General features: G+C 42.9%; 20 protein-coding genes. 16 read left to right on the top strand and 4 right to left on the bottom strand.

Annotation, left to right across the window (positions count from 1 at the left end):
* Window positions 1–9 precede the first annotated feature (9 nt).
* The 10 genes from OEV42_11860 to OEV42_11815 all read left to right on the top strand — a co-directional run bounded on the left by OEV42_11860 (window position 10) and on the right by OEV42_11815 (window position 10,278).
* Window positions 10–2,424: a molybdopterin-dependent oxidoreductase gene (locus OEV42_11860; GenBank protein ID MDH3974965.1), complete on the top strand. Its 2,415-nt coding sequence runs from the start codon at window positions 10–12 to the stop codon at window positions 2,422–2,424.
* Between the two features lie 2 nt (window positions 2,425–2,426).
* Window positions 2,427–3,068 carry a NapC/NirT family cytochrome c gene (locus tag OEV42_11855; GenBank protein ID MDH3974964.1) on the top strand — a complete coding sequence of 214 codons (642 nt, stop codon included), beginning with the start codon at window positions 2,427–2,429 and terminating at the stop codon, window positions 3,066–3,068.
* Window positions 3,069–3,163: 95 nt separating this feature from the next.
* Window positions 3,164–3,589: a c-type cytochrome gene (locus OEV42_11850; GenBank protein ID MDH3974963.1), complete on the top strand. Its 426-nt coding sequence runs from the start codon at window positions 3,164–3,166 to the stop codon at window positions 3,587–3,589.
* A 198-nt stretch (window positions 3,590–3,787) separates the two neighbouring features.
* On the top strand, window positions 3,788–5,170 hold the full coding sequence (locus OEV42_11845) for a nitrite reductase (protein ID MDH3974962.1): 1,383 nt from the start codon (window positions 3,788–3,790) through the stop codon (window positions 5,168–5,170).
* Between the two features lie 2 nt (window positions 5,171–5,172).
* Window positions 5,173–6,411, top strand: coding sequence for a protein nirF (locus OEV42_11840; GenBank protein MDH3974961.1), 1,239 nt, complete (start codon window positions 5,173–5,175; stop codon window positions 6,409–6,411).
* Between the two features lie 5 nt (window positions 6,412–6,416).
* Window positions 6,417–6,815 (top strand): GxxExxY protein, encoded by a 399-nt coding sequence (locus tag OEV42_11835; GenBank protein MDH3974960.1) that lies wholly within the window; start codon window positions 6,417–6,419, stop codon window positions 6,813–6,815.
* A 48-nt stretch (window positions 6,816–6,863) separates the two neighbouring features.
* Window positions 6,864–7,628: a uroporphyrinogen-III C-methyltransferase gene (cobA, locus tag OEV42_11830; protein ID MDH3974959.1), complete on the top strand. Its 765-nt coding sequence runs from the start codon at window positions 6,864–6,866 to the stop codon at window positions 7,626–7,628.
* Window positions 7,629–8,022: 394 nt separating this feature from the next.
* Window positions 8,023–9,213, top strand: a complete 1,191-nt coding sequence (locus OEV42_11825) for an alginate export family protein (GenBank protein MDH3974958.1) — start codon at window positions 8,023–8,025, stop codon at window positions 9,211–9,213.
* Between the two features lie 132 nt (window positions 9,214–9,345).
* Window positions 9,346–9,798 carry an AsnC family transcriptional regulator gene (locus OEV42_11820; GenBank protein MDH3974957.1) on the top strand — a complete coding sequence of 151 codons (453 nt, stop codon included), beginning with the start codon at window positions 9,346–9,348 and terminating at the stop codon, window positions 9,796–9,798.
* A 99-nt stretch (window positions 9,799–9,897) separates the two neighbouring features.
* Window positions 9,898–10,278, top strand: coding sequence for an Lrp/AsnC family transcriptional regulator (locus OEV42_11815; protein MDH3974956.1), 381 nt, complete (start codon window positions 9,898–9,900; stop codon window positions 10,276–10,278).
* Between the two features lie 175 nt (window positions 10,279–10,453).
* Here OEV42_11815 and OEV42_11810 read toward each other — a convergent pair whose 3' ends face one another.
* Both OEV42_11810 and OEV42_11805 read right to left on the bottom strand, forming a co-directional pair.
* Entirely contained in the window at window positions 10,454–11,509 is a 1,056-nt protein-coding gene (locus OEV42_11810; protein ID MDH3974955.1) for a radical SAM protein, read from the bottom strand.
* 179 nt (window positions 11,510–11,688) lie between these two features.
* Window positions 11,689–12,324: a c-type cytochrome gene (locus OEV42_11805; GenBank protein ID MDH3974954.1), complete on the bottom strand. Its 636-nt coding sequence runs from the start codon at window positions 12,322–12,324 to the stop codon at window positions 11,689–11,691.
* A 114-nt stretch (window positions 12,325–12,438) separates the two neighbouring features.
* Between OEV42_11805 and acs the strand changes: the two genes are divergently transcribed.
* The 6 genes from acs to OEV42_11775 all read left to right on the top strand — a co-directional run bounded on the left by acs (window position 12,439) and on the right by OEV42_11775 (window position 17,661).
* On the top strand, window positions 12,439–14,388 hold the full coding sequence (gene acs / locus OEV42_11800) for an acetate--CoA ligase (GenBank protein MDH3974953.1): 1,950 nt from the start codon (window positions 12,439–12,441) through the stop codon (window positions 14,386–14,388).
* Between the two features lie 74 nt (window positions 14,389–14,462).
* Window positions 14,463–15,089, top strand: a complete 627-nt coding sequence (locus tag OEV42_11795) for a metallophosphoesterase (protein ID MDH3974952.1) — start codon at window positions 14,463–14,465, stop codon at window positions 15,087–15,089.
* Window positions 15,090–15,252: 163 nt separating this feature from the next.
* Complete coding sequence (locus OEV42_11790; protein MDH3974951.1) at window positions 15,253–15,405, top strand: hypothetical protein; 153 nt, start codon at window positions 15,253–15,255, stop codon at window positions 15,403–15,405.
* Window positions 15,406–15,439: 34 nt separating this feature from the next.
* A complete protein-coding gene (locus tag OEV42_11785; GenBank protein ID MDH3974950.1) occupies window positions 15,440–15,973 on the top strand; it encodes a cytochrome C oxidase subunit II in 534 nt (177 codons plus the stop codon).
* 11 nt (window positions 15,974–15,984) lie between these two features.
* On the top strand, window positions 15,985–17,523 hold the full coding sequence (locus OEV42_11780) for a cbb3-type cytochrome c oxidase subunit I (GenBank protein MDH3974949.1): 1,539 nt from the start codon (window positions 15,985–15,987) through the stop codon (window positions 17,521–17,523).
* 12 nt (window positions 17,524–17,535) lie between these two features.
* Window positions 17,536–17,661: a hypothetical protein gene (locus OEV42_11775; protein ID MDH3974948.1), complete on the top strand. Its 126-nt coding sequence runs from the start codon at window positions 17,536–17,538 to the stop codon at window positions 17,659–17,661.
* Between the two features lie 203 nt (window positions 17,662–17,864).
* On the opposite strand, the gene OEV42_11770 is transcribed toward OEV42_11775, so the two are convergent.
* Window positions 17,865–18,866 (bottom strand): M28 family peptidase, encoded by a 1,002-nt coding sequence (locus OEV42_11770; protein ID MDH3974947.1) that lies wholly within the window; start codon window positions 18,864–18,866, stop codon window positions 17,865–17,867.
* Between the two features lie 150 nt (window positions 18,867–19,016).
* The gene (locus OEV42_11765; GenBank protein ID MDH3974946.1) at window positions 19,017–19,823 is read right to left on the bottom strand and encodes a hypothetical protein; all 807 of its coding nucleotides are present in this window, start codon (window positions 19,821–19,823) and stop codon (window positions 19,017–19,019) included.
* Between the last annotated feature and the right edge of the window lie 190 nt (window positions 19,824–20,013).

Below are 20,013 nucleotides of genomic sequence, written 5' to 3'. Positions count from 1 at the left end.
GTTTTTTATATGTCTAAAGTTACAAGAAGACAGTTTCTAAAGGTAAGCGGTGCTGCTGCTGCTGGAGTTGCTATTGGTTCCAGAGATTCTGTTAAGGCAATGGAGCTGGAACGAGGAGAGCGCGCCTATAATTATGGTCGTATCGCACAGCTTCGTGAGCCCTACTACTCAGTAACACCCTATGGGAAACTTAAAAGTCCTGTTGAAGTATTTGTTGAAAATGAAGAAACCGTCGTTCAGGTGGCAGGACATCCGGCGCACATTGCTTCAAGGGGACGTTCAAAAGCACTTGATCTCGTTTCTCATTATGAGCTCACCGATCCTGACAGGATTAAGTTTCCTCTCAAAAGAACGGGTAAAAGAGGGGAAGGATATTTTAAGAAAATATCCTGGGAAGAGGCGCTCAAGGAAATTGCCAAGAATGTTAATGAGTCGCTTAATGAGAATGGTCCTGATTCAATTGCCTTAGTACGGGGCGAAGATGTGGGTGGTGGCGAATTTAGGCGCTTTATGCACACTCTCGGTTCCACTTCCATTTTTGAAATGGCCGGTGATGCTAATAAAAAAACCGGTCAGAAGTTGACCTGGGGCGCAGATATTGAGGTGCCCGACTTTTCAAAATCCAAATATATATTGAACTTTGGTTCGAATATTTATGAAACTTTTGAGCCTCATGCACAGACCTTGATTGATGGTCGGATCGACAATCATGCAAAGCTTGTGACTTTTGATCCTAGAATGTCAATGACGGCAGGTAAGTCTGATGAGTGGATACCTCTTACGCCCGGTACGGATGGTCTTGTTGCCCTTGCTATGGCTAATGTCATTATGTCGGAAGGGCTGGCTGATGAAGATTTTATTAATGAATGGACCAATATTACGGCTGAAAAACTAGCAGCACACCTGGAAAAATTTACGCCTGAAAAGGCGGAAGAAGAGAGTGGGATTTCTGCCGATACTATTTCAAGGTTGGCAATTGAATTTGCCAAGGCTAAGCCGGCTACTGTTTTCAGTTATAGGGGAGCTTCTTCTCATTCAAATGGCGTTTATACTGAAAGGGCCATCATGCTGCTTCCCATTATTACAGGTAATGTGGAAGTGGAAGGGGGGTATTGTCTTCCCAGGCGAGTCAACTGGAATGACATCCAACCGGTTCCCCCCGTACCGAAGGGAAGTGTTGTGAAAAATGGGAGCACATTCCCTTATCTGGTTTCTTCAAAGGGACTGAAAACAGGTGTTTTGTTTAATTATAATAGTAACCCGGCTTATAGTGCTTCGGCTGCTCCCTATTGGAGGCAGACTTTAAAAGATGAAACCCTTTTGCCCTTTACCGTAGCCATTGCTCCATTTATGAGTGAAACAGCTGCCTTATGTGATATCGTTTTGCCGGAAGCTCTCTACCTCGAAAGGTTTGAACCTGTGACGAGTCCTTCTTCACTAATGCCCTGGGTTGGGGTGAGAACTCCTTTGCAGGAAGCACCTGAAGAGGTTCTCGATCTTCCCTCCATACTTCGTGATATTATCGATGTTCTCGATCCGGAAGAAGAGAGAGGTTATAAAGAGTTCTGGCAGTTTGAGGATACGGAAGAATTGATGCCTGCCTATTTTGAAGGTGTCAAGGAGATGAAGGAAGATGGCGGCTATGATGCCATGGCTGATTACGCCATATGGCCTGTATATGGCGCTGTAAATACGGAGACGGGAAAGTTTGAAAATGACGACGGTGAAGCGGTAGAAGCCGAATTTGGTGCTCATGAAGAGAATGGTTTTAAAACAGACTCGGGAAAGATTGAAATTGAATCGACTCTACTTGAAAAGGCTGGATATGAAGCACTTCCAACGTGGGTAAAACCGGCAAATCTGGAGGCTGATGAAGATTCTGACGATGAGGGGTTAACTTTTATTACCTATAAAACGGCTTACCAGGCGGGTTCAGCTACTGCTAATAACAAATATCTTTCAGAAAAAAGCCATAACAATTATTGCATGATCAATAAGGAGACTGCATCTGAACTGAATATTAAGGACGGAGCCCTTGCCAGACTGTCAACGCCTGTTGGCTACATTATTACTAAAATGAGAGTGACCAATGCCATTTGTCCCGGTGTTGTTGCTATGGCAGCCTCCTGTGGCCATTGGTCCATCGGTCCTGTTGCTACGGCGGAACCCCACAGGATTACAAGCTGGAATAAGGTTTATGATCCTGACGTCCATTATAACCTCTGGTGGCGCGATAACGGGATCAGTGTCAATGAAATATTTCCTCTCTTTATCGATCCTGTTAGTGGTAATGCGTCTCTTTCATTTAAAGTGAAGGTTGAGCCTGCCGGTTCAAGAGATAAGCATGGTGATGTGAGGACCGATGTTACCGGTCATGATAAATTTTTTAAAGCTGCTACTGAGATGCTGAAGGACAGGAGTTGAGAGTGCCAAAGAATGTATTAGCCATAGCCGGTGGAGTTGTTGCTGCAGGTATTATTCTGGTGGCAGGTTTGCTCTTCTTTCTTTCCCACGGTTCTGTTGAGGCAAAAGGATTCTGTGATTTTTGCCATACAGCCTATTATGATCCTGATGAGTACGCCTTTAATGAAAAGGTCAAAATGGAAAAGCCCACGGGAATGTTGACCGGTTGTGCAGAGTGCCATCCTCAGCCCTATGCCGAATTTAAAGTTTCTGCCCATTATGAAACAGAAGAGGAAAATTTGAGGCCTGGTTGTGTTAATTGTCATGCGCCGCATTCCGTATGGCTCTGGACAAAATATATGTATTTTAGCCCCAAGGCCTGGGAGCGTATTCAGGTGTCAATTCATGATGATACCTATTGGCAGGAGGAACTCAGGGGAGAACTTGCAGCAAAGGTCAGAATTCAATTTGTAAAAGAAAAAAGTAAACTCTGTAAGGATTGTCATGTAAAAAATGATTTCTTCGATGCAGATATCAAAAGGCATAAAGCAGAGCTTGAAACAGTAAAAGAAGTAGGTAAGTTAAACTGTATCAAATGTCACTATAATCTGGTTCATGCTGAAGTTGACTGGGATGATAAGAAAGAGATTTTGAAAAAGTACTGATTTTGTTATTGAAGAATTTTGGTGATTTGATTAAAATGTTTCAATTAATGACCTAATTGTCATCATAAAATATTAATTAAATAGGAGGGAAAAGAATGAGGATAGGAACAAAAATATTAGTAGCTGTTATTGTCGGTGCGTTTCTTTTGACGGCCGGGCCCGCGTTGGCTGCCCATAAGACGCCTGAGGCGCCGGCCGACTATCAGAGTAAAAAGGCACCAAAAGCGAAAAAGAAAGACCTTAAAAAAGGAAAGAAGTACTACGAAAAGAAATGTAAGAAATGTCATGGTTCAAAAGGTGATGGAAAAGGTTCCTCTGCTGATGATCTTAAAATACCGGCCACTGCATTTAATGCACCAGGTTACATGAAGAGCAAGTCTGATGGGCAGCTTTTCTGGATTACTGAGAAAGGAAGTAAGGGGACTGATATGGAAGCTTTTGGTCCCGGTAGTGATGTAAACCTTTCTGAGAAGAAGATCTGGCAGATTATTAACTATATGCGTAAGGAATTTACCAAGTAATATAAGTTTCAGTTAGCTTATAGAGAGGGGAGGATTTCCTCCCCTTTTTTTATTTAGATTTAATTTCGAAGAAAGCTCACCTCATTTTCAAAACAACTGAAGATTAAAATTCAATTTATGCTTAGAAGCTTTTTAATATTAACATTACTCGTAATTTTTCTGATTCCATCCTCCCTTTTTGCAGGGAAAGCAGGTAAAATGGCAGGTGCTCCTCACAATCCGGTCATTTTGAAAGCGGGTAAGAAAACATATGAGAAACACTGTGCTGAATGCCACCACCATGAAAGGTACGGTCTTGTCGGTCCTCCCCTCTTGCCGGAATACTTTGGTAGAAAAAAGGATAAAGATATTCAAGCTGCTATTTTAGAAGGGCTTCCCGCTACCAATATGCCTCCTTTCAAGGATAAGCTAAGTGAGAAGGACGTCAAAGCGCTTATTGCCTATATTAAGTCTCCTGTGGATAAGCCGATTTGGGGTGTTGAGCAGATGCGTGATACCTGGCAGATTTCTTACTTTGGTCTTGATGAGAAAAAGCCCAAATTTGACATGACTAATTTCTTTATGATTGTCGAAGGGGGGAAAGGGACAGTTCACTTTATGGATGGGGACCGGTTTAAGTTGCTTGGTGCAGTAGAAGTCGGTGCTATTCATGGTGGCCCCAAATTTGGTAGAGATTTGAGATATTCTTTTGCTGTTTCAAGAGGAGGCTGGATAGTAAAATATGACCTTATCGATTTTCGAGAGGTTGGACGAATAAGAGGAGGTATCAGCACCAGAAATATTGCCGTCTCCAGTGACAACAAATATTTGGCCCAGGTTAACCTGCTTCCTAAAAATATTGTAATTATTGACGCTTTCACCATGAAGCCGAAAGAAATTATCGATCCTGAAGCGACACCCGGAGCTGTTTATGCTTTGAAATCAAGGGGTGTTTTTGTTGTGTCTCTTAAGGATAAAGCTGAAATTCTTGTAATTAATGATAAGACCTTAAAAGTGCAGAGGATCAAGATAGACCAACCCTTTACCGATTTTTTCATCGATCCTTCCGAAAGATACCTTATAGGTACCTCCAGAGGATCGGATCACTTTAGTGTCATCGATCTTGTTAAGTCGAAAGTGACAAAAAAAGTGCAATCTCAGGGTGGAATGCCACACCTTGCTTCTGCTGCCGTATGGAAAAACTCAAAAGGGACTTTTGCGGCCTTCCCACATATTGGGAAGCCTGAAATTTCCATTATTGAAATGTATACCTGGCAGGATAAGGGAAAAGTAAAGACAAAAGGCGCTGGATTTTTCGCCAGAACACATGATAAAATACGTCAAATTTGGGCTGATACAGGTACTGACACGATTCAGATTATAGACAAGGACAGTCTCAAAGTTGTTAAAGAAATAGTACCTCAAAAGGGCAAGCGGGCCATGCATATTGAGTTTAATAAAGATGGAAGCCGTGCTCTTGTTAGTGTCTGGGAGGATGATGGCGAAGTCGTCATCTATAACACGAAAAACTTTAAAGTTGTTAAGCGCATGCCCTTTAAAAAGCCTGTAGGTAAATATAACGCCACGAATAAAAGGTTCTAAAAATGCATTATAGAATTTATAGTATTGTGATCATCATTGCCCTGTTACTTACAGGGTGTTATGGCATGGTCAGGAATGATGCCGACCGTAAGATCTACGGAACGGCTTCGCTTATGGTAATTGTAGAACGTGAGAATGGCGGTATTGTCGTTGTTGACTCTGTCAATCATGAAGTATTGGGTCGTGTGGAAGATCTTGGTAATCTTCGCCACGCCAGCATGGTCTTTTCAAGGGATGGCAGATATGCCTATATCATAGGCAGGGATGGCACTCTAAGTAAAGTTGATCTGATATTGATGAAGCTTGAGAAGAAATCTAAGGTGGGTGAGAATTCTATCGGCATTGCCATTTCAAGGAACAATAAATACATCATGGTATGTAACTACCAGCCCGGTGGTGTCGTTGTGCTCGATTCTGATTCTCTCGATCTTTTAAAAGAAATACCTGCTGTCAGGGAAATGTCAGATGGTAAAAAAGTCATATCCAGGACCGTTGGTCCTCTCGATACGGCTGATGATCTTATGATGTATGGACTCATGGAAACGGGTGGTGTCTGGATTGTTGATATGAAACAGGAAGGATTTCCCGTTGTTAAAAAATACTGGGATGTGGGCGATACACCCTATGATCAGCTAATTACACCTGATGGCAGAAATTATATGGTTGGCTTCCTTGGATCCGATTGGATGGGACTTCTTGACACCTGGACGCTGGGTGATATGAAGAAGATCGATGTGAGCGAAAAGAAAGCGGGACTGAAAAAGTATAAAGAATATGATAAGGTGCCTGTTTATCATATTCCCCATTTAGAGTCTTGGGCCATTTCCGGTGATCTGGCTATTGTACCTGCATTTGGAGAAAAAAGAGCTATCGTCTATAACATGCGTGACTGGTCATTAGTCAAGTCTATTCCTATTGCCGGTACGGGCCTTTTTGTTGTTGCCCGGCCAGGGGGGCGTGAAGTATGGGTTGATAATGTTGCAGCTCCCGGCAGTGAGGAAGAGCGACTCATGCAGGTGATTGATATGGAGACACTGAAAGTTAAAAAGACCATCGATGCCGGAAAGGGTGCGATTAATCCCCAGTTTACACCGAAAGGTGAAGCTGTCTACCTGTCTGTTATGGGTGAGAACAAGGTGCGGGTCTATGATGCTGACAGTTATGAATTACTCAAGGAAATTCCTGTTAGGAAACCTTCGGGGATTTTTTGTACTGATAGAACGTCAAAGTTTGGACTTTAAGATTTATGCACCACAAAGACAGAAAGGTCACAAAGAGGAGTGATGAACTTTCGCAATTGATAATCGGTGCTTCTATAGAAGTTCATAGGAACCTTGGTCCAGGACTATTGGAATCTTCTTATGAAGAAAGTCTCTGCTATGAGCTTTCATTAAGAGATGTTTCCTTTGAAAGACAAAAATCATTACCCTTGGTTTATAAAGGTAACGAACTTGAATGTGGTTATAGGCTTGACCTCCTGGTAGAAAAGCTTGTTGTTGTTGAAATTAAAACTGTAGAAAGGATAGAGCCGATTCACGAGGCACAGCTTCTTACATATTTGAAGCTCTCAGGCCTTTGGTTGGGGATGTTGATTAATTTTAATGTTCCTGTCCTAAAGGATGGCATTAGAAGAATTGTAAATTAAAAAGTTTTCTTTGTGCTCTTTGTGTCTTTGTGGTGATTGGATAATAAGATGGAAAAAGGAAAAGTATATTTAGTCGGTGCCGGCCCCGGCGATCCCGATCTCATAACGCTTAAAGGAAAGCGTCTTTTAGAAGAAGCTGAAGTTGTGATTTACGACAGACTCGTGGGAATTGGCGTCCTGGCTTATGTTAACGGGGAAGCCGAAAAGATTTTTGTCGGTAAGGAGGACTCCTTTCATACCCTTCCGCAGGAAGAGATTAACAGGCTCATTGCCGATAAGGCCAAGCTGGGAAAAAAAGTAGTCAGACTCAAGGGGGGTGATCCCTATATTTTTGGCCGGGGAGGGGAAGAGGCTCAGCTTTTATATGATGAAGGCGTTCCCTTTGAAGTCATTCCCGGTGTCACCGCTGCTTCCGGTGTGGCTGCTTATGCCGGTATGCCTCTTACCGACAGAAGGCACACTTCAGCCGTTACTTTTGTAACCGGTCATAAAAGGATCGGAGCTGATATTGAAGATGTGAACTGGAAAGCCCTTGCCGAACTGGATAATACCCTTGTATTTTATATGGGTGTTAAAAACCTGGAACCTATTACCGATAATCTTATGAAAAACGGTCAGAGGGGAGATACGCCGGCAGCGGTAGTCAGGTGTGGGACCATGCCTGAACAGAGAACGGTTGAGGGTACGCTCACTGATATCTGCGAAAAAGTCGAAAAGAGTGGCCTGACTCCTCCTGCGCTTCTTCTCGTCGGAGGTGTTGTGACTTTGCGGGAAACCCTCGGCTGGTTTGAAAGAGAGTCTGTTTCTGCTTAGTTCTCATGGTTGTTGATCCCCCAAAATAACTATATGGAATGATGATTATATCCCCCAAAATGTATAAATGCAAATAAGGGTGTAATAAAAAGGGAAAAAAAGAATAAAAATAGTTGATTTGTCCATTTCTCTATGATAAGGTTTCGGCCTAAGTAATACCCTGCTGGCCTTCATATGGCGTTAATTCCCTCTTTTGGGATTAAGATTTCGGATTCACAACTCTTTGAAAGGGAGGTGATAGGGGGCACACTCGAAATTAGTTCTGCAGTTTGAATGATAATATGATCATTCCAAGTTTTGTAATATTGTAATTATTAATTAAACAGGAGGTAAGGATAGTATGAAGAAGTTATGTTCAGTAGTTGCAGCAGGCGCTATGGTTGCTGCGGGCATTGTGCCGTCATTTGCGGCGGATGTAGATTGGAGTGGAGAAGTTAGAGTAAGGTACGAGCAGAAAGATAACTGGAGCGATTTGGATAAGGATAAAGGTGACCTTGATAGAACCACAGGTCAGCGTACCACTATTAATGCAAAAGTTGCCATAGATGATCAGACCACCGGCTTCATCTCCATCAGAGACGCAAGAAACTGGGGTTCTGAAAATGCAACTAATAAGTTAGGCAGCACGGTATCAACTGCAGATGAAGATCAGGCTACGGATCTTTCCGAAGGTTATCTTGATGTTAAAAACCTCGTTGGGCCCGTCGGTCTCAAAATAGGTCGTCAGAAGCTTGCCTATGGAAATCAAAGATTAATCGGTCATCTTGAGTGGACTGACTGGGGAAGACGTTTTGATGCCATCAAGCTGAACCTGAAAACTGAGCCTGTTGATGTTGATTTTGTGACGGCAAAACTCTCCGATAACGCTAATGAGACTGAGGATCAGCTAAATTTCATCTATGCTACTCTCAAGGTTATTCCCCAGAATAAGCTTGATGTGTATGCTATCCAGAGTATTGGTGGTGGAGATTATACGAACGCTGTAGGATGGACCGTTCACAACAACCAGAACTTCCTTACCACGGGATTGAGATTAGCAGGTAAAGCTGCCGGCGCTGACTGGACGGCTGAATTTGCCAAGCAGAGTGGAGATGACAAGGCAGAGGGCACGGATATCAATGCTTCTGCATTTGCCGTAACCGGTGGTTACACCCTTCCTGTGCTCGGCGGTTTAAGAATAGGTGGTGAAGTTTTCAGTGGTAGTGGCGATGATAATTCTGCTGATAAAGATAATGAAGCATGGCAAAACCTCTACCCAACAAATCACTTCCATTATGGTATTTCTGACTTTGCCAATACCAACTGGCAAAATAACACTGGTGCAGCAGTAAAGGTTAGCATGAAGCCTGCTAAGGGTCTCTCTGTGAAGATTGAGCGTTGGCAGATGGAAACAACTGAGGATACCGGCACTAAAGGTGGTGTCGAGACTGTTGAATCGAATATTCAGGTTAAGTACAAGTTAACTGAGAAGACAGGTCTCTACGTTTACTATGCTATGGTTGATGTTGAAGATGATAACGCTGCAGCTGGTGCTGCAGAAGATCAAGCAACCAAGCTCGGCATTCAGATTGCTGCCAAGTTTTAATCGTTGAGTTAGACGAAGTTTTTGGTTAGACGAAGTTTTTGAAAGGCCCCGCTTTAATAGCGGGGTCTTTTTATTTAATGGATATACCTTTTTGTAGTATACTTTACACCGTTTTAAAGGAAGGGGCATTAAATGGATTCAGTTGATAAGGCAATTTTGAATGAAGTACAGGGAAATTTTCCTGTCTCTTCCGATCCTTATGGTGATGTCGGTAAAAAGCTTGGAATATCGGGTGAAGAGGTTCTGACAAGAGTTAAAGCGCTTAAGCAAAATAAGATTATCCGCAAGGTAGGCCCCTTTTTTGATGCCAAAAAAATGGGGCATAGAAGTACGCTTTGTGCTGTTCATGTTCCTGAAGAGAAATTGCGGGAAACAGCAGATATTATCAGCAGTTATGTTGAGGTTACCCATAACTACCTGAGAGAAGGCTCTCCTAATGTCTGGTTTACGCTCATTGCAGAAAATGAAGGGGAGATTGAGCGTATTCTTTCTGAAATTTCGGATAAGGCGGGTGTAGGGCCTATAAGGAATTTACCTGCCAGGCGAATGTTTAAAATTAAAGTTGATCTCAAGTTGAAAGGATAATCAGTGGAGCAAAAAGATATTGACATAATCAGGGCTTTACAGAATGAAGAATTCTATTTTGAATTAAACCCCTTTGCAAAAATTGCTCATAAATTGAATATGGAATTAGATCTTCTGCTCGAAAGAATAAAGCAACTTAAAGAGGCAGGAATTATAAGACGATTTGGCGCCGCCATGACGCCTCATAAGGCGGGATTTAGCTCAAATGCGATGGTTACATGGAATGTTCCCCTGGAACATGAAAACGAAGCCGCAGAGGCCATGGCGGCCCATGCCAGGGTTAGTCATTGTTATTTGAGAGACGGTTTTGAAGGGTTTCCTTTTACACTTTATACAATGGTGCATGCTAATTCACCTGAAGACCTTGAAGTGGTTCTTGATGAGCTTGCCGAGCTTGGAAATGTTAAAGAGAGGCGCGTTTTGAAGTCCCTTAAGGAATATAAAAAAAGTTCCCCTGTTTACTTTCCTGAGAAGATGTAGGGATTACGACTACAGATACACTAAGCTGTTTGAAGAGATCAAGCAGTTCCTTCATGTTCCGCTGGAATGAGGTAAAATATTTTGATTATATATTGAAATAGAAATTTCCTTTCATCAGGTTGTACTCTTAAAGACAGAAGTGTTTGTGAATAATAAATGTAACAATTCTTCCTTTCTAATTAGCAGTAATACCCAATTCTTCATCAGTCAGATAGCAAGCCGGATCTTCGGCCCATAGGTCATCTGTCACAAATTCTGCTCTAACACGATAATTGGCCCCGCAGATATCAAAGTGAGGGCAAAGGGCGCATCGGCCTTTGATTGCGGCTCTCCTGTCTTTGAGTATGTTCATGACCGGATCGGATCTATCCATCCATATTTCACCGAAATCTCTGTCTCTAACATTTCCCAGTGAATAATGCTGCCAGAATTGATCAGGGTGAACGTTTCCCAGATTATCGATGTTGGCAAGTGTCACTCCCGATGAATTGCCTCCTCTGCCTATTAGCAGCTTATGAAGATCTTCCGCCCTTTGGGGATCAGTCTCTTTTAGTTTTAAATAAAGATACACACCATCAACATCGTTGCTGCCTGTGACAATATCTTTCGCCTTGCCATCGGCAACAAAGCTCCCGGCCTTGTCAAAAATATAATCAACTGCTTGCCTTGTTTCATTGTGGTCGAGATCTTCCCTTGAAAACTTTTGCCCTCTTCCCGAATAGACGAGATGGGCAAAATAGCCTCTTTTTATGTTTTCCTTTTCAAGGAGATCAAAAATGGCCGGCAATTGGCCTACCGTTTTTTTACTCATGGTAAATCTGATTCCGGCAATTAATCCTGCATCCCTGCAGTGCCTCAATCCTTCTACGGCTTTATTATAGGCGCCTTTCATTCCTCTTAACTTATCGTTTACTTCTTCACCACCGTCCAGGCTTACGCCAACGTACGTTATTCCCGTCTGTTTAATTCTTACGGCTACTTGCGGTGTTATGTGAATACCACTTGTTGAAAGAATGGGACGCACCCCCTTGTCTCTCGCATAAGAGGCAAGTTCAAAGAGATCATCTCTGAGTAAAGGGTCTCCACCTGAAAAAATTATTACAGGCGCCCTGAAGGAGGCAAAAGAGTCGATAAGAGCCTTTCCCTCTTGTGTTGTTAACTCGCCCGAATAGAGCCTGTTAGCCGAATCGCTATAACAGTGGACGCAGTGCAAGTCACAGCGTTTCGTCATATTCCAGACAACAACGGGTTTATCTGTTCTTGAATATCGGATTTTATGAGTTTGACTATCTTTCTGTGAAGGAAGATTATTTGATAATAGCTTTGATACGCTTAACATAGGGTTATTATCTCATGACTTAAAAATGGTAACAACGAAAAAAAGCAGCAATAGAAATAAGATCTGTCATATTAGTTTTCTCCCTTTATTTGCTTGAATCGCATATAAGAGATAATGGCGTCAATGTCAGACATGGATAGAGGGAAAGGTCCGTATCCCTTCGTAAATCCCTTCATGGGAGTCCCGGGGCGACCGTACATGATTGTTGTTCTAATTACCTGGTCTGATGCTGATTTGAGAAAACCTCCGTCAAATAGAGGCGGTCCCATGGCGCCTTCTGTTTTAAGGCCGTGACATGCGCCACAAATAGGAAAAAGCTCCTTTCCTCTTTCGCTGTCTTTTGCTTCTACTTTGTAGCCCGGAGAGTGGATCGTTTTACCCATTTGCCAGCTTTTAATAAACCGGGCAAGCTCGTTAATATCGCTTTGTGAAAGCTTTTTTTCATGGGGAGGGCAACCTGAAAGTGGTCTTCCGTATTTAATGCTTCCAATAAAGTAATCAATGTCAGCTGTTACTAATAACCCTTCCTTATTAAGCGCGTAAGCTTTGCCTCCTTCACCCTCTTGCCCGTGACATTGGGCGCAATGTTTCAGATAAAGCCTTTTTCCATTAGCCCGTCCTTTTAATGGATTGGTTATGGTTAAAATGATAACTATAAGAAATAGTGAAGCCTTCATGCCTATACGTCTTTTCAGGTATTTATTCACAGCATAGTGACAAAAAAAAGGGCTTCTGTCAATGCTATGTTGACATTGTCTGAAATACTGTTAGAATTTTCTTCATATCTTTTAATTACAAACTTAAACCGTTGGAGGGTTGGCATGTCACAGGTTGATATAACGTCCGTATTACATGAAGAAAGAGTTTTTAATCCGGCTAAAGATTTTAGCGCTAATGCCCATATCAAAAGCATGGAAGCGTATGAGGAGATATATGCCCGTGCCCGGAAAGATCCCGAATCTTTCTGGGCAGAGCAGGCTGAGGAACTGCACTGGTTTAAAAAATGGAACCAGGTACTTGATTGGAAGCCCCCTTTTGCTAAGTGGTTTGTGGGAGGGGAGCTTAATATCGCATATAACTGCATTGACAGACATCTGGATACGTGGCGTAAAAATAAGGCAGCCCTTATTTGGGAGGGTGAGCCCGGCGATGAAAGGGTGCTCACTTATCAGGACCTTCACAGAGAAGTTTGCAGATTTTCAAACGCACTTAAAAGTCTGGGTGTTGTAAAGGGGGATAGAGTTGCCATTTATATGGGGATGGTTCCTGAACTGGCCATCGCCATGCTCGCCTGTGCAAGAATCGGAGCAACCCACAGTATAATTTTCGGTGGATTTTCTTCAGAAGCGCTTAAGGACCGTATCAATGACGCTGAGGCAAATGTGGTAATTACAGCCGACGGCGCCTATAGAAAAGGTAATGAGATCCCCCTTAAAAAAAATGTCGATGATTCTCTGGTTGGCTGTCCTACTGTTGAACACGTTATTGTTTGCAAGAGAACCGGGTCGAGCTGTCATATGAAGACAGGTCGTGATCACTGGTGGCAGGACCTCATGTCTGATGCGTCGGCTGATTGTCCGGCAGAACGGCTTGACTCGGAACACCCACTCTTTATTCTCTATACCAGTGGTACAACAGGGAAGCCCAAGGGTATTGTCCATTCCACCGGTGGTTATCTCCTGCAGACCCATCTGACGAGTAAATGGATTTTTGACCTTCGTGATGAAGATACTTATTGGTGTACAGCTGACATTGGCTGGGTAACGGGTCACAGTTATATCATTTATGGTATTCTTTCAAACGGGGCGACAAGTGTTATGTATGAGGGGGCGCCTAATTATCCCGGTCCTGACCGCTTCTGGGAGATCGTTGATAAATACCAGGTAAATATTTTTTATACAGCGCCTACGGCTATCAGGGCCTTTATGAAATGGGGTGATGAATGGCCTAAAAAACATAATCTTTCCAGTTTGAGACTTCTCGGTTCTGTTGGAGAACCGATAAATCCTGAGGCCTGGATGTGGTATCACCAGGTTATTGGAAAGGAAAAGTGCCCCATTGTGGATACCTGGTGGCAAACGGAGACAGGGGCTGTGATGATAACACCGCTTCCAGGTGCAACACCGGCCAAGCCCGGTTCGGCCACAAGGCCTTTCCCGGGCATTGTGGCCGATGTTATGACGAAGGATGGAAAAAGTGTTGATGCCGATCACGGCGGCTATCTTGTTATCAAAAAGCCCTGGCCTTCTATGTTGAGGACGATATACAGAGATCCTGAGAGATATGAAAAGCAGTACTGGTCGGATATCCCGGGCGTATACTTTGCCGGAGATGGTGCCAGAAAAGATAAGGACGGCTACTTTTGGGTTATGGGACGGGTTGATGATGTTCTCAATGTGTCCGGTCACAGACTGGGAACTATGGAGATTGAAAGCGCACTGGTCAGCCACCCGCTTGTTGCGGAAGCTGCCGTTGTTGGCAGGCCTGATGATCTCAAAGGGCAGGCGGTAGCCGCCTTTGTCACCCTGGAAGGCGATACTAAAGCGACGGAGACATTAAAAGAAGATTTGAAGATCCACGTAGTTAATGAGATTGGAGCCATTGCCAGGCCCGATGATATCCGATTTACCGACAATCTCCCTAAAACGAGAAGTGGAAAGATTATGCGGAGACTTTTGAGAGACATTGCTTCAGGTAAGGAAACCGTAGGAGATGTTACGACCTTAGAGGATATGTCGGTCCTTGCGCGATTAAGAGAAGAGGATGAATAAGGGCTTCACAGCTTGCACTGTAGTGAAAATGTAGTATAATAAGTCTTTTTTAATTAATACCAAGGCTTATTATTTTGTTTGTTATTGGCGATATTCATGGCTGTGCTAAAGCGCTGGAACAACTTCTTGCTGAAATTCCAACCGGTGAAACAATCTTTGCTGTTGGTGACCTCATTGACAGGGGCCCTGATAGTTCTAAAGTAGTATCAATTTGTATGGAGTCAGGTATCCGTTCGGTCATGGGAAATCATGAACATATGTTTCTTGACTATTTGGATGGCGCGCACTTCTACGGTCGGGGGCTTTTTTTTGCAAATGGCGGCAGAGAAACGATAGAAAGCTATGGAGGCAATATTCCGGAGGATCACATAGACTACTTGCGGTCTCTTCCGCTCTATATTGAAACCGATCACTTTATTTTGTCCCATGCCGGTGTACATTTCGCGTACACACTGAAAGATGCCTGCAACATTAAACCCAATTGCGACTTTAATCTGCTTTGGAATCGTTCACCACTTGCTGATTTGGGAAAAGTTCAGATCCTGGGGCACACCTACAATCAAAATGTTCTTGAAATAAGGGAAAAGAGGAAGCTGATTGGAATTAATATTGATACGGGTTGTTGCCATGATGGGTATGGTAAGTTAACGGCAATTTCATTGCCGGACTTAAATACCATTCATGTGCGGCGGCCCTGTTAATCCCCCATTACAACTTATTAAAAGAGGACAAATATGCTTTTTTTGCTTGACAAAAAAAACGCTATAAAATAATATCCGCTTTTAATAAAAAAAGCTCTATAGGTCTTTTTTATTAATCACATTTAACTAACTTTAATTTGTTTATTGAGAAAGGAGGATGGTTATGTCAGACGAACACGATATGCCGGCTGGAAGAAAGCTTTATGACAATATTTGGTTGTTGTTAGCGCTAGGTATTGTTGTGCCGACATTAATATTTACAGTCTGGGGGCTGATTGAGATTCAGTCTTTACCCTATTTATCCCTGGACAAATAATTTAATTTTATTTTAGGAAGGAGGACATAGTTATATGGCTATTTACGAGCCGGAAGGTAATTGGTGGCAACCGATTCATAAAGATGAAAAGATCTGGTTTATCCTTGCCCTCGTCTGGATGCTGGTATCTTTCTTTTATATGCCGATTCAGCATTTTATGGGTAAGCAGAATCCCCCAACGGAGAGTTACAGGGTGAGCGCTGAGGATTTTGATGCGCTGGTCGAAGGAATGGTTCAAAAACATCAGATAGGCACCACAGGTGTTGAAAATGATGTGCCTCTTGTGGCGCCACCTGCTGGTGAGCCTGTGTTTCTCAGGGCCAGTATGTGGGAATGGTACCCTGCGCTTCAGCTGAAAAAAGGGGAAACCTACAAGGTGCATTTGTCTTCCATGGATCTTCTCCATGGATTTTCCATTCAGCCTATCAACCTGAACCTTATGGTAATTCCCGGGTATGATTATATTGCAAATATAAAGCCCACCAGGACAGGTGACTATAGGATTTTATGTAATGAATTTTGCGGTGTTGGCCACCATATGATGGTGGGCAAGATCGAGGTCATATAAGGGGGCTTATTATGAGTGAAATGAGAACTTGCGATATTACAGGTTTAAAAATTGATAAGACCGCCGAAACGATGGTTAAGCTGAACATTACGACAGCTATCATTTTTCTTGCGGTCGGTGGCGCAGCTGCGCTGCTTGTTCTTTTAACTAGATGGCCGGCTATCCATTTGCTTCCCGTAGAGTGGTATTATAGGTGGCTCACGGCTCACGGTCTCGTGGCTTTGATTGTCTGGATCCTCTTCTTTGAAATAGGACTGGTCTATTTTGGTTCGGCAATTCTACTGAATACACGAATTGCGGCGCCGTTGCTTGCCAAGGTCGTTTACGGGATGATGCTCGTTGGTGTATCTCTTGTTGCCGTTATGGTGCTGATAGGAAAGGCTGATGTTCTTTTCACGTCCTATGTTCCGCTTCAGGCGAATCCGCTCTACTATCTCGGTATCGTTATTGCCGCCGTAGGTATGCTTCTAGGATTTATCCACTTCTTTATCAATGTGGCTGTTGCCAAGAAAGAGGGTAAATACAAGAAGACTCTGCCTCTTGTCGCCTTTGGAATTATGGCCGCTTCAATTATCGGTATTCTGACCATCGCTCATGGCGCTGCCATTTATATTCCGACGTTTATCTGGTCTCTCAATGATTTCCTGGCAGATCAGGGAATGGCGCCTATTATACAGAATATAGATCCTGAGGCGTACAGACTCGTTTGGTGGGGGCTTGGTCACCCATCCCAGCAGATCAACGTATGTATGATGGTTGCAATGTGGTATATGACGGCAGCCTTCCTTTTCGATGCAAAGCCGCTTAGCGAAAAGCTCTGTCGTACGGCTTTCGTACTTTACATTCTTTTCATCAACGTTGCATCCGAGCATCATCTTCTTGTTGATCCCGTTCTCAGTACGTGGCACAAGATTGTGAATACCAGCTATGTTATGCACCTTGCCGTACTCGCCAGTATGATTCATGCTTTCGCCGTGCCTGCTGCTATGGAAGCTGCGCTCAGGAAAAAGGGCTATACCAATGGTCTCTTCGAGTGGTTAAAGAAGGCGCCCTGGGGTAATCCCGGCTTCTCAGCGATCTTTATCTCCATCATTCTCTTTGGTTTCCTTGGTGGTATTACCGGTGTTATCTTTGGTACTGAGCAGTTCAGTATCATCAGACACAATACATGGGCTATTACCGGTCACTTTCATGGTACTGTTGTTGCCGGTACGACCATCGCGTTTATGGGCGCCGCCTACCAGTTCATTCCAATATTTTTCAGGAGAGAACTCATTTTACCGGCTGTTGCGAAGATCCAACCTTTTGTTTACGGGCTCGGTGTTATGATACTTTCCATCTGTATGATGGCGGCTGGTTCTTTCGGTGTTCCCAGAAGACACTGGGATTACAACTTCTCTGATGCGCCTTTCGACTACGAGTTCGACCCGACTGTTGGCATATTTATGGATCTTACCGGTGTTGGTGGTGTGATTGCTACTGTTGGTGGAGCTATGTTCATCGTGGTTACCCTCGGTTCAATCTTTGCGGGAAAAAAGATAGAAAAATAAGGAGAGTTAAAAATGTCTGATGATGGAAAATTTGAAGCACCCGGCGTTTTTACGCTGGCTATAATATTCCTCGTTACATTTATTATTATCTGGCTTGCTCATGCAAAATGGCTCACGGACATCTGGGAGCTTTATTGAGAAGAGCATAATGTGATGTAATAAAAAGGCCCTGCTAAATCAGCAGGGCCTTTTTTTATGGGATTGAAGTTGTTAATGTTCTTTGTTTGGCTATTTTTTGATTAAAATAAAAAATATTGAACGAATTAGTTAGGTTTAATAGCTAATGACTTTTTCTTATGAAGCAATATGTTGGCAGGATAAATTAATAATTGTTTAATCCTTTATTTGTTATTAAGTCTTTTTAAGGTTTCGAATATTCCGATTACTACTTTTGCCATCTTTTCATAATCCAGTCTGCCGGCGGAATCATTTTCTTTATGGTAGGCCCTGTTCCGGTAAAAGGAGGTGTCAGTCACCATGACAGCCTCATATCCGTTGTTCCAGTAGTTCCTGTGATCCGAAAAATCAACCCCTGCTATTATGGAAGGTGCATTAATAGAATGTACAGGCAGGTTTGTTGTTCCTCTCATTAAACTTTTAACCTTTTTTGTAATTTCCCGCTGATTGAGATTGCTGACGATAAGGATGTAGTTACCCCTGGACGGATATATGAGTTTTAGAAGGGGCATGGGGAAAATCTGGCTGTCTTCCTCATCTGTAAAATAACCGATCATTTCCAGTGAGATCATGAGTTTGACTTCAATTTCCTCTGCTGCTAAAAATTCAGCGTGAACAGCGCTTCCCATGTGATTGGTGGCAAAGAAAGGTGGTTCTTCCAGGGTATAAGCGACAAGCTCAATATGGCCCTTTATCGGACTTATCCCTAAAAGATAGGCTAACTCTATCAGGCCAGCTACACCGCTGGTATTATCATCGGCGCCCGGTGTGCCGATCACTGTATCATAATGAGCGCCTACAATAATTCTTTGGCCCTCATCAGGGCCGAAGTGGGCAATAACGTTTTTATAGGTATTGCCCATTCTTTTAAATTCCTGAAATGAAGTGAATCTAGCTCCAGCTTTATTAAAGTGATCCATAATGTAAGCAGCAGTACGGTTCAGGTTTTTAACATTCCTGTAGTTCCTTGGATGAAATTCTTCCGACAGGGTTCGCACATGTTTTTCCAGTCTTTTGGCATCGACTCTTTTGTCGGATGGATTATTTTTTTCCCATGTTGGTTGAGCGATGACTAACCAGACTGCGGCAACTAAAGCCGAACAGATGACGAGGACAGTAAGGAGGATGGAGAGGACGCTTTTGAGTAGTTTATTGAAAATATTCATAGTTGCTGAAAACCTCTTGCGTCATTGCGAGCGAAGCGCGGCAATCTGGTTTTTATCTAAAAAAATACCTTGAGATTGCCACGCTTCGCTCGCAATGACTGTAATAAAGTTTTTTACTGTTTCTATTTTTATTCCTTGTCTGTACAGGAATTATAAGTTGTCAACAAACTTCGACACCTCATGCCAATATTTAGAATAGCCCGCAATGTCGTTATGATCTGCGCCATCTATTCTGACTTTCTTATATTTTACTTTAAAGAAATTTAAAAGATTTTCCGTTCGCTCATTTGGAATAATCCGGTCTTTTGAACCGTAGACAACGAGAACGGGCGATGTGATTTTTGGTGCATATCTTGTAGAATCAAATTTATGTCTAAGAAGCAAAGAGGTGGGGTAGAGTGGATAGTGCTCCCCGGCCAGGTTGCTCATGCTGTCAAAGGGGGTGATGAGAATTACGCCGCTGCACTCCACCTTGCTCGCCACAAAGGACGCTATCCCTGTACCGACGCTCCTGCCGAAGATAATTGTCTTCTTCGGTTTATAGTTTGTTTTGGCTATTTGCAGGATCTTTAATGCATCACTGAATAGTGCTTCCTCACCCGGAGTCCCTTCACTATAGCCGTAGCCGCGGTAGTTGATGAGCAGCGCTGCCGCCGTGAGATTTGAAAAATGGTTAATATTGTAGTAAACATCTTCCGCATTGCCGCCGTAGTAGACTATGAGTTTCTTATTGGCTAAGTGCTTGTTAATGAGCCAGCCATGGAGCTTTAAGCCATTGACCTTATATATTATCTCTTCTGAATGCTTATTTAGTTGTCGGGAATAGTCGGCTTTAACAGGGAAAAAGATGAGTGATTCCTGGACGGAGTAGATATAGAGGCAGAGGCCTCCGTAAATGAGGATGATGTAGAGGGCGATTCTTTTTAATATAGGATAAAAGGATTTATCAAACTTCATAAATTAAAAGTTAGCACAAAGGGCAGGATATAAAAAGGGAAATAGGCTGGATTTTTTACCACCTGTTCAACCCAAAGATAGGTAACACTTTAACCTATGGACATGGGTAACACTTTTTGGGTACTGGTTTAGGTTCTACTTTACCAAGTTTCATATTAATGACTCCAATTGGATACTTACCAAAGCAAAG

This window comes from Deltaproteobacteria bacterium (assembly GCA_029860075.1).
Classification (GTDB): domain Bacteria; phylum Desulfobacterota; class JADFVX01; order JADFVX01; family JADFVX01; genus JAOUBX01.
Note: the sequence above shows the minus strand (reverse complement) of the source record. Positions and strands in the feature narration are given on the sequence as shown.

What these genes read in the sequence shown, in the direction of transcription:
- OEV42_11860 (MDH3974965.1), top strand. Translation starts at nt 10, where the DNA reads ATGTCTAAAGTTACAAGAAGACAGTTTCTAAAGGTAAGCGGTGCTGCT.
- OEV42_11850 (MDH3974963.1), top strand. Translation starts at nt 3,164, where the DNA reads ATGAGGATAGGAACAAAAATATTAGTAGCTGTTATTGTCGGTGCGTTT.
- OEV42_11845 (MDH3974962.1), top strand. Translation starts at nt 3,788, where the DNA reads ATGGCAGGTGCTCCTCACAATCCGGTCATTTTGAAAGCGGGTAAGAAA.
- OEV42_11840 (MDH3974961.1), top strand. Translation starts at nt 5,173, where the DNA reads ATGCATTATAGAATTTATAGTATTGTGATCATCATTGCCCTGTTACTT.
- OEV42_11835 (MDH3974960.1), top strand. Translation starts at nt 6,417, where the DNA reads ATGCACCACAAAGACAGAAAGGTCACAAAGAGGAGTGATGAACTTTCG.
- cobA (MDH3974959.1), top strand. Translation starts at nt 6,864, where the DNA reads ATGGAAAAAGGAAAAGTATATTTAGTCGGTGCCGGCCCCGGCGATCCC.
- OEV42_11820 (MDH3974957.1), top strand. Translation starts at nt 9,346, where the DNA reads ATGGATTCAGTTGATAAGGCAATTTTGAATGAAGTACAGGGAAATTTT.
- OEV42_11815 (MDH3974956.1), top strand. Translation starts at nt 9,898, where the DNA reads ATGGAATTAGATCTTCTGCTCGAAAGAATAAAGCAACTTAAAGAGGCA.
- OEV42_11810 (MDH3974955.1), bottom strand. Translation starts at nt 11,509, where the DNA reads ATGACGAAACGCTGTGACTTGCACTGCGTCCACTGTTATAGCGATTCG.
- acs (MDH3974953.1), top strand. Translation starts at nt 12,439, where the DNA reads ATGTCACAGGTTGATATAACGTCCGTATTACATGAAGAAAGAGTTTTT.
- OEV42_11790 (MDH3974951.1), top strand. Translation starts at nt 15,253, where the DNA reads ATGTCAGACGAACACGATATGCCGGCTGGAAGAAAGCTTTATGACAAT.
- OEV42_11785 (MDH3974950.1), top strand. Translation starts at nt 15,440, where the DNA reads ATGGCTATTTACGAGCCGGAAGGTAATTGGTGGCAACCGATTCATAAA.
- OEV42_11780 (MDH3974949.1), top strand. Translation starts at nt 15,985, where the DNA reads ATGAGTGAAATGAGAACTTGCGATATTACAGGTTTAAAAATTGATAAG.
- OEV42_11775 (MDH3974948.1), top strand. Translation starts at nt 17,536, where the DNA reads ATGTCTGATGATGGAAAATTTGAAGCACCCGGCGTTTTTACGCTGGCT.
- OEV42_11770 (MDH3974947.1), bottom strand. Translation starts at nt 18,866, where the DNA reads ATGAATATTTTCAATAAACTACTCAAAAGCGTCCTCTCCATCCTCCTT.
- OEV42_11765 (MDH3974946.1), bottom strand. Translation starts at nt 19,823, where the DNA reads ATGAAGTTTGATAAATCCTTTTATCCTATATTAAAAAGAATCGCCCTC.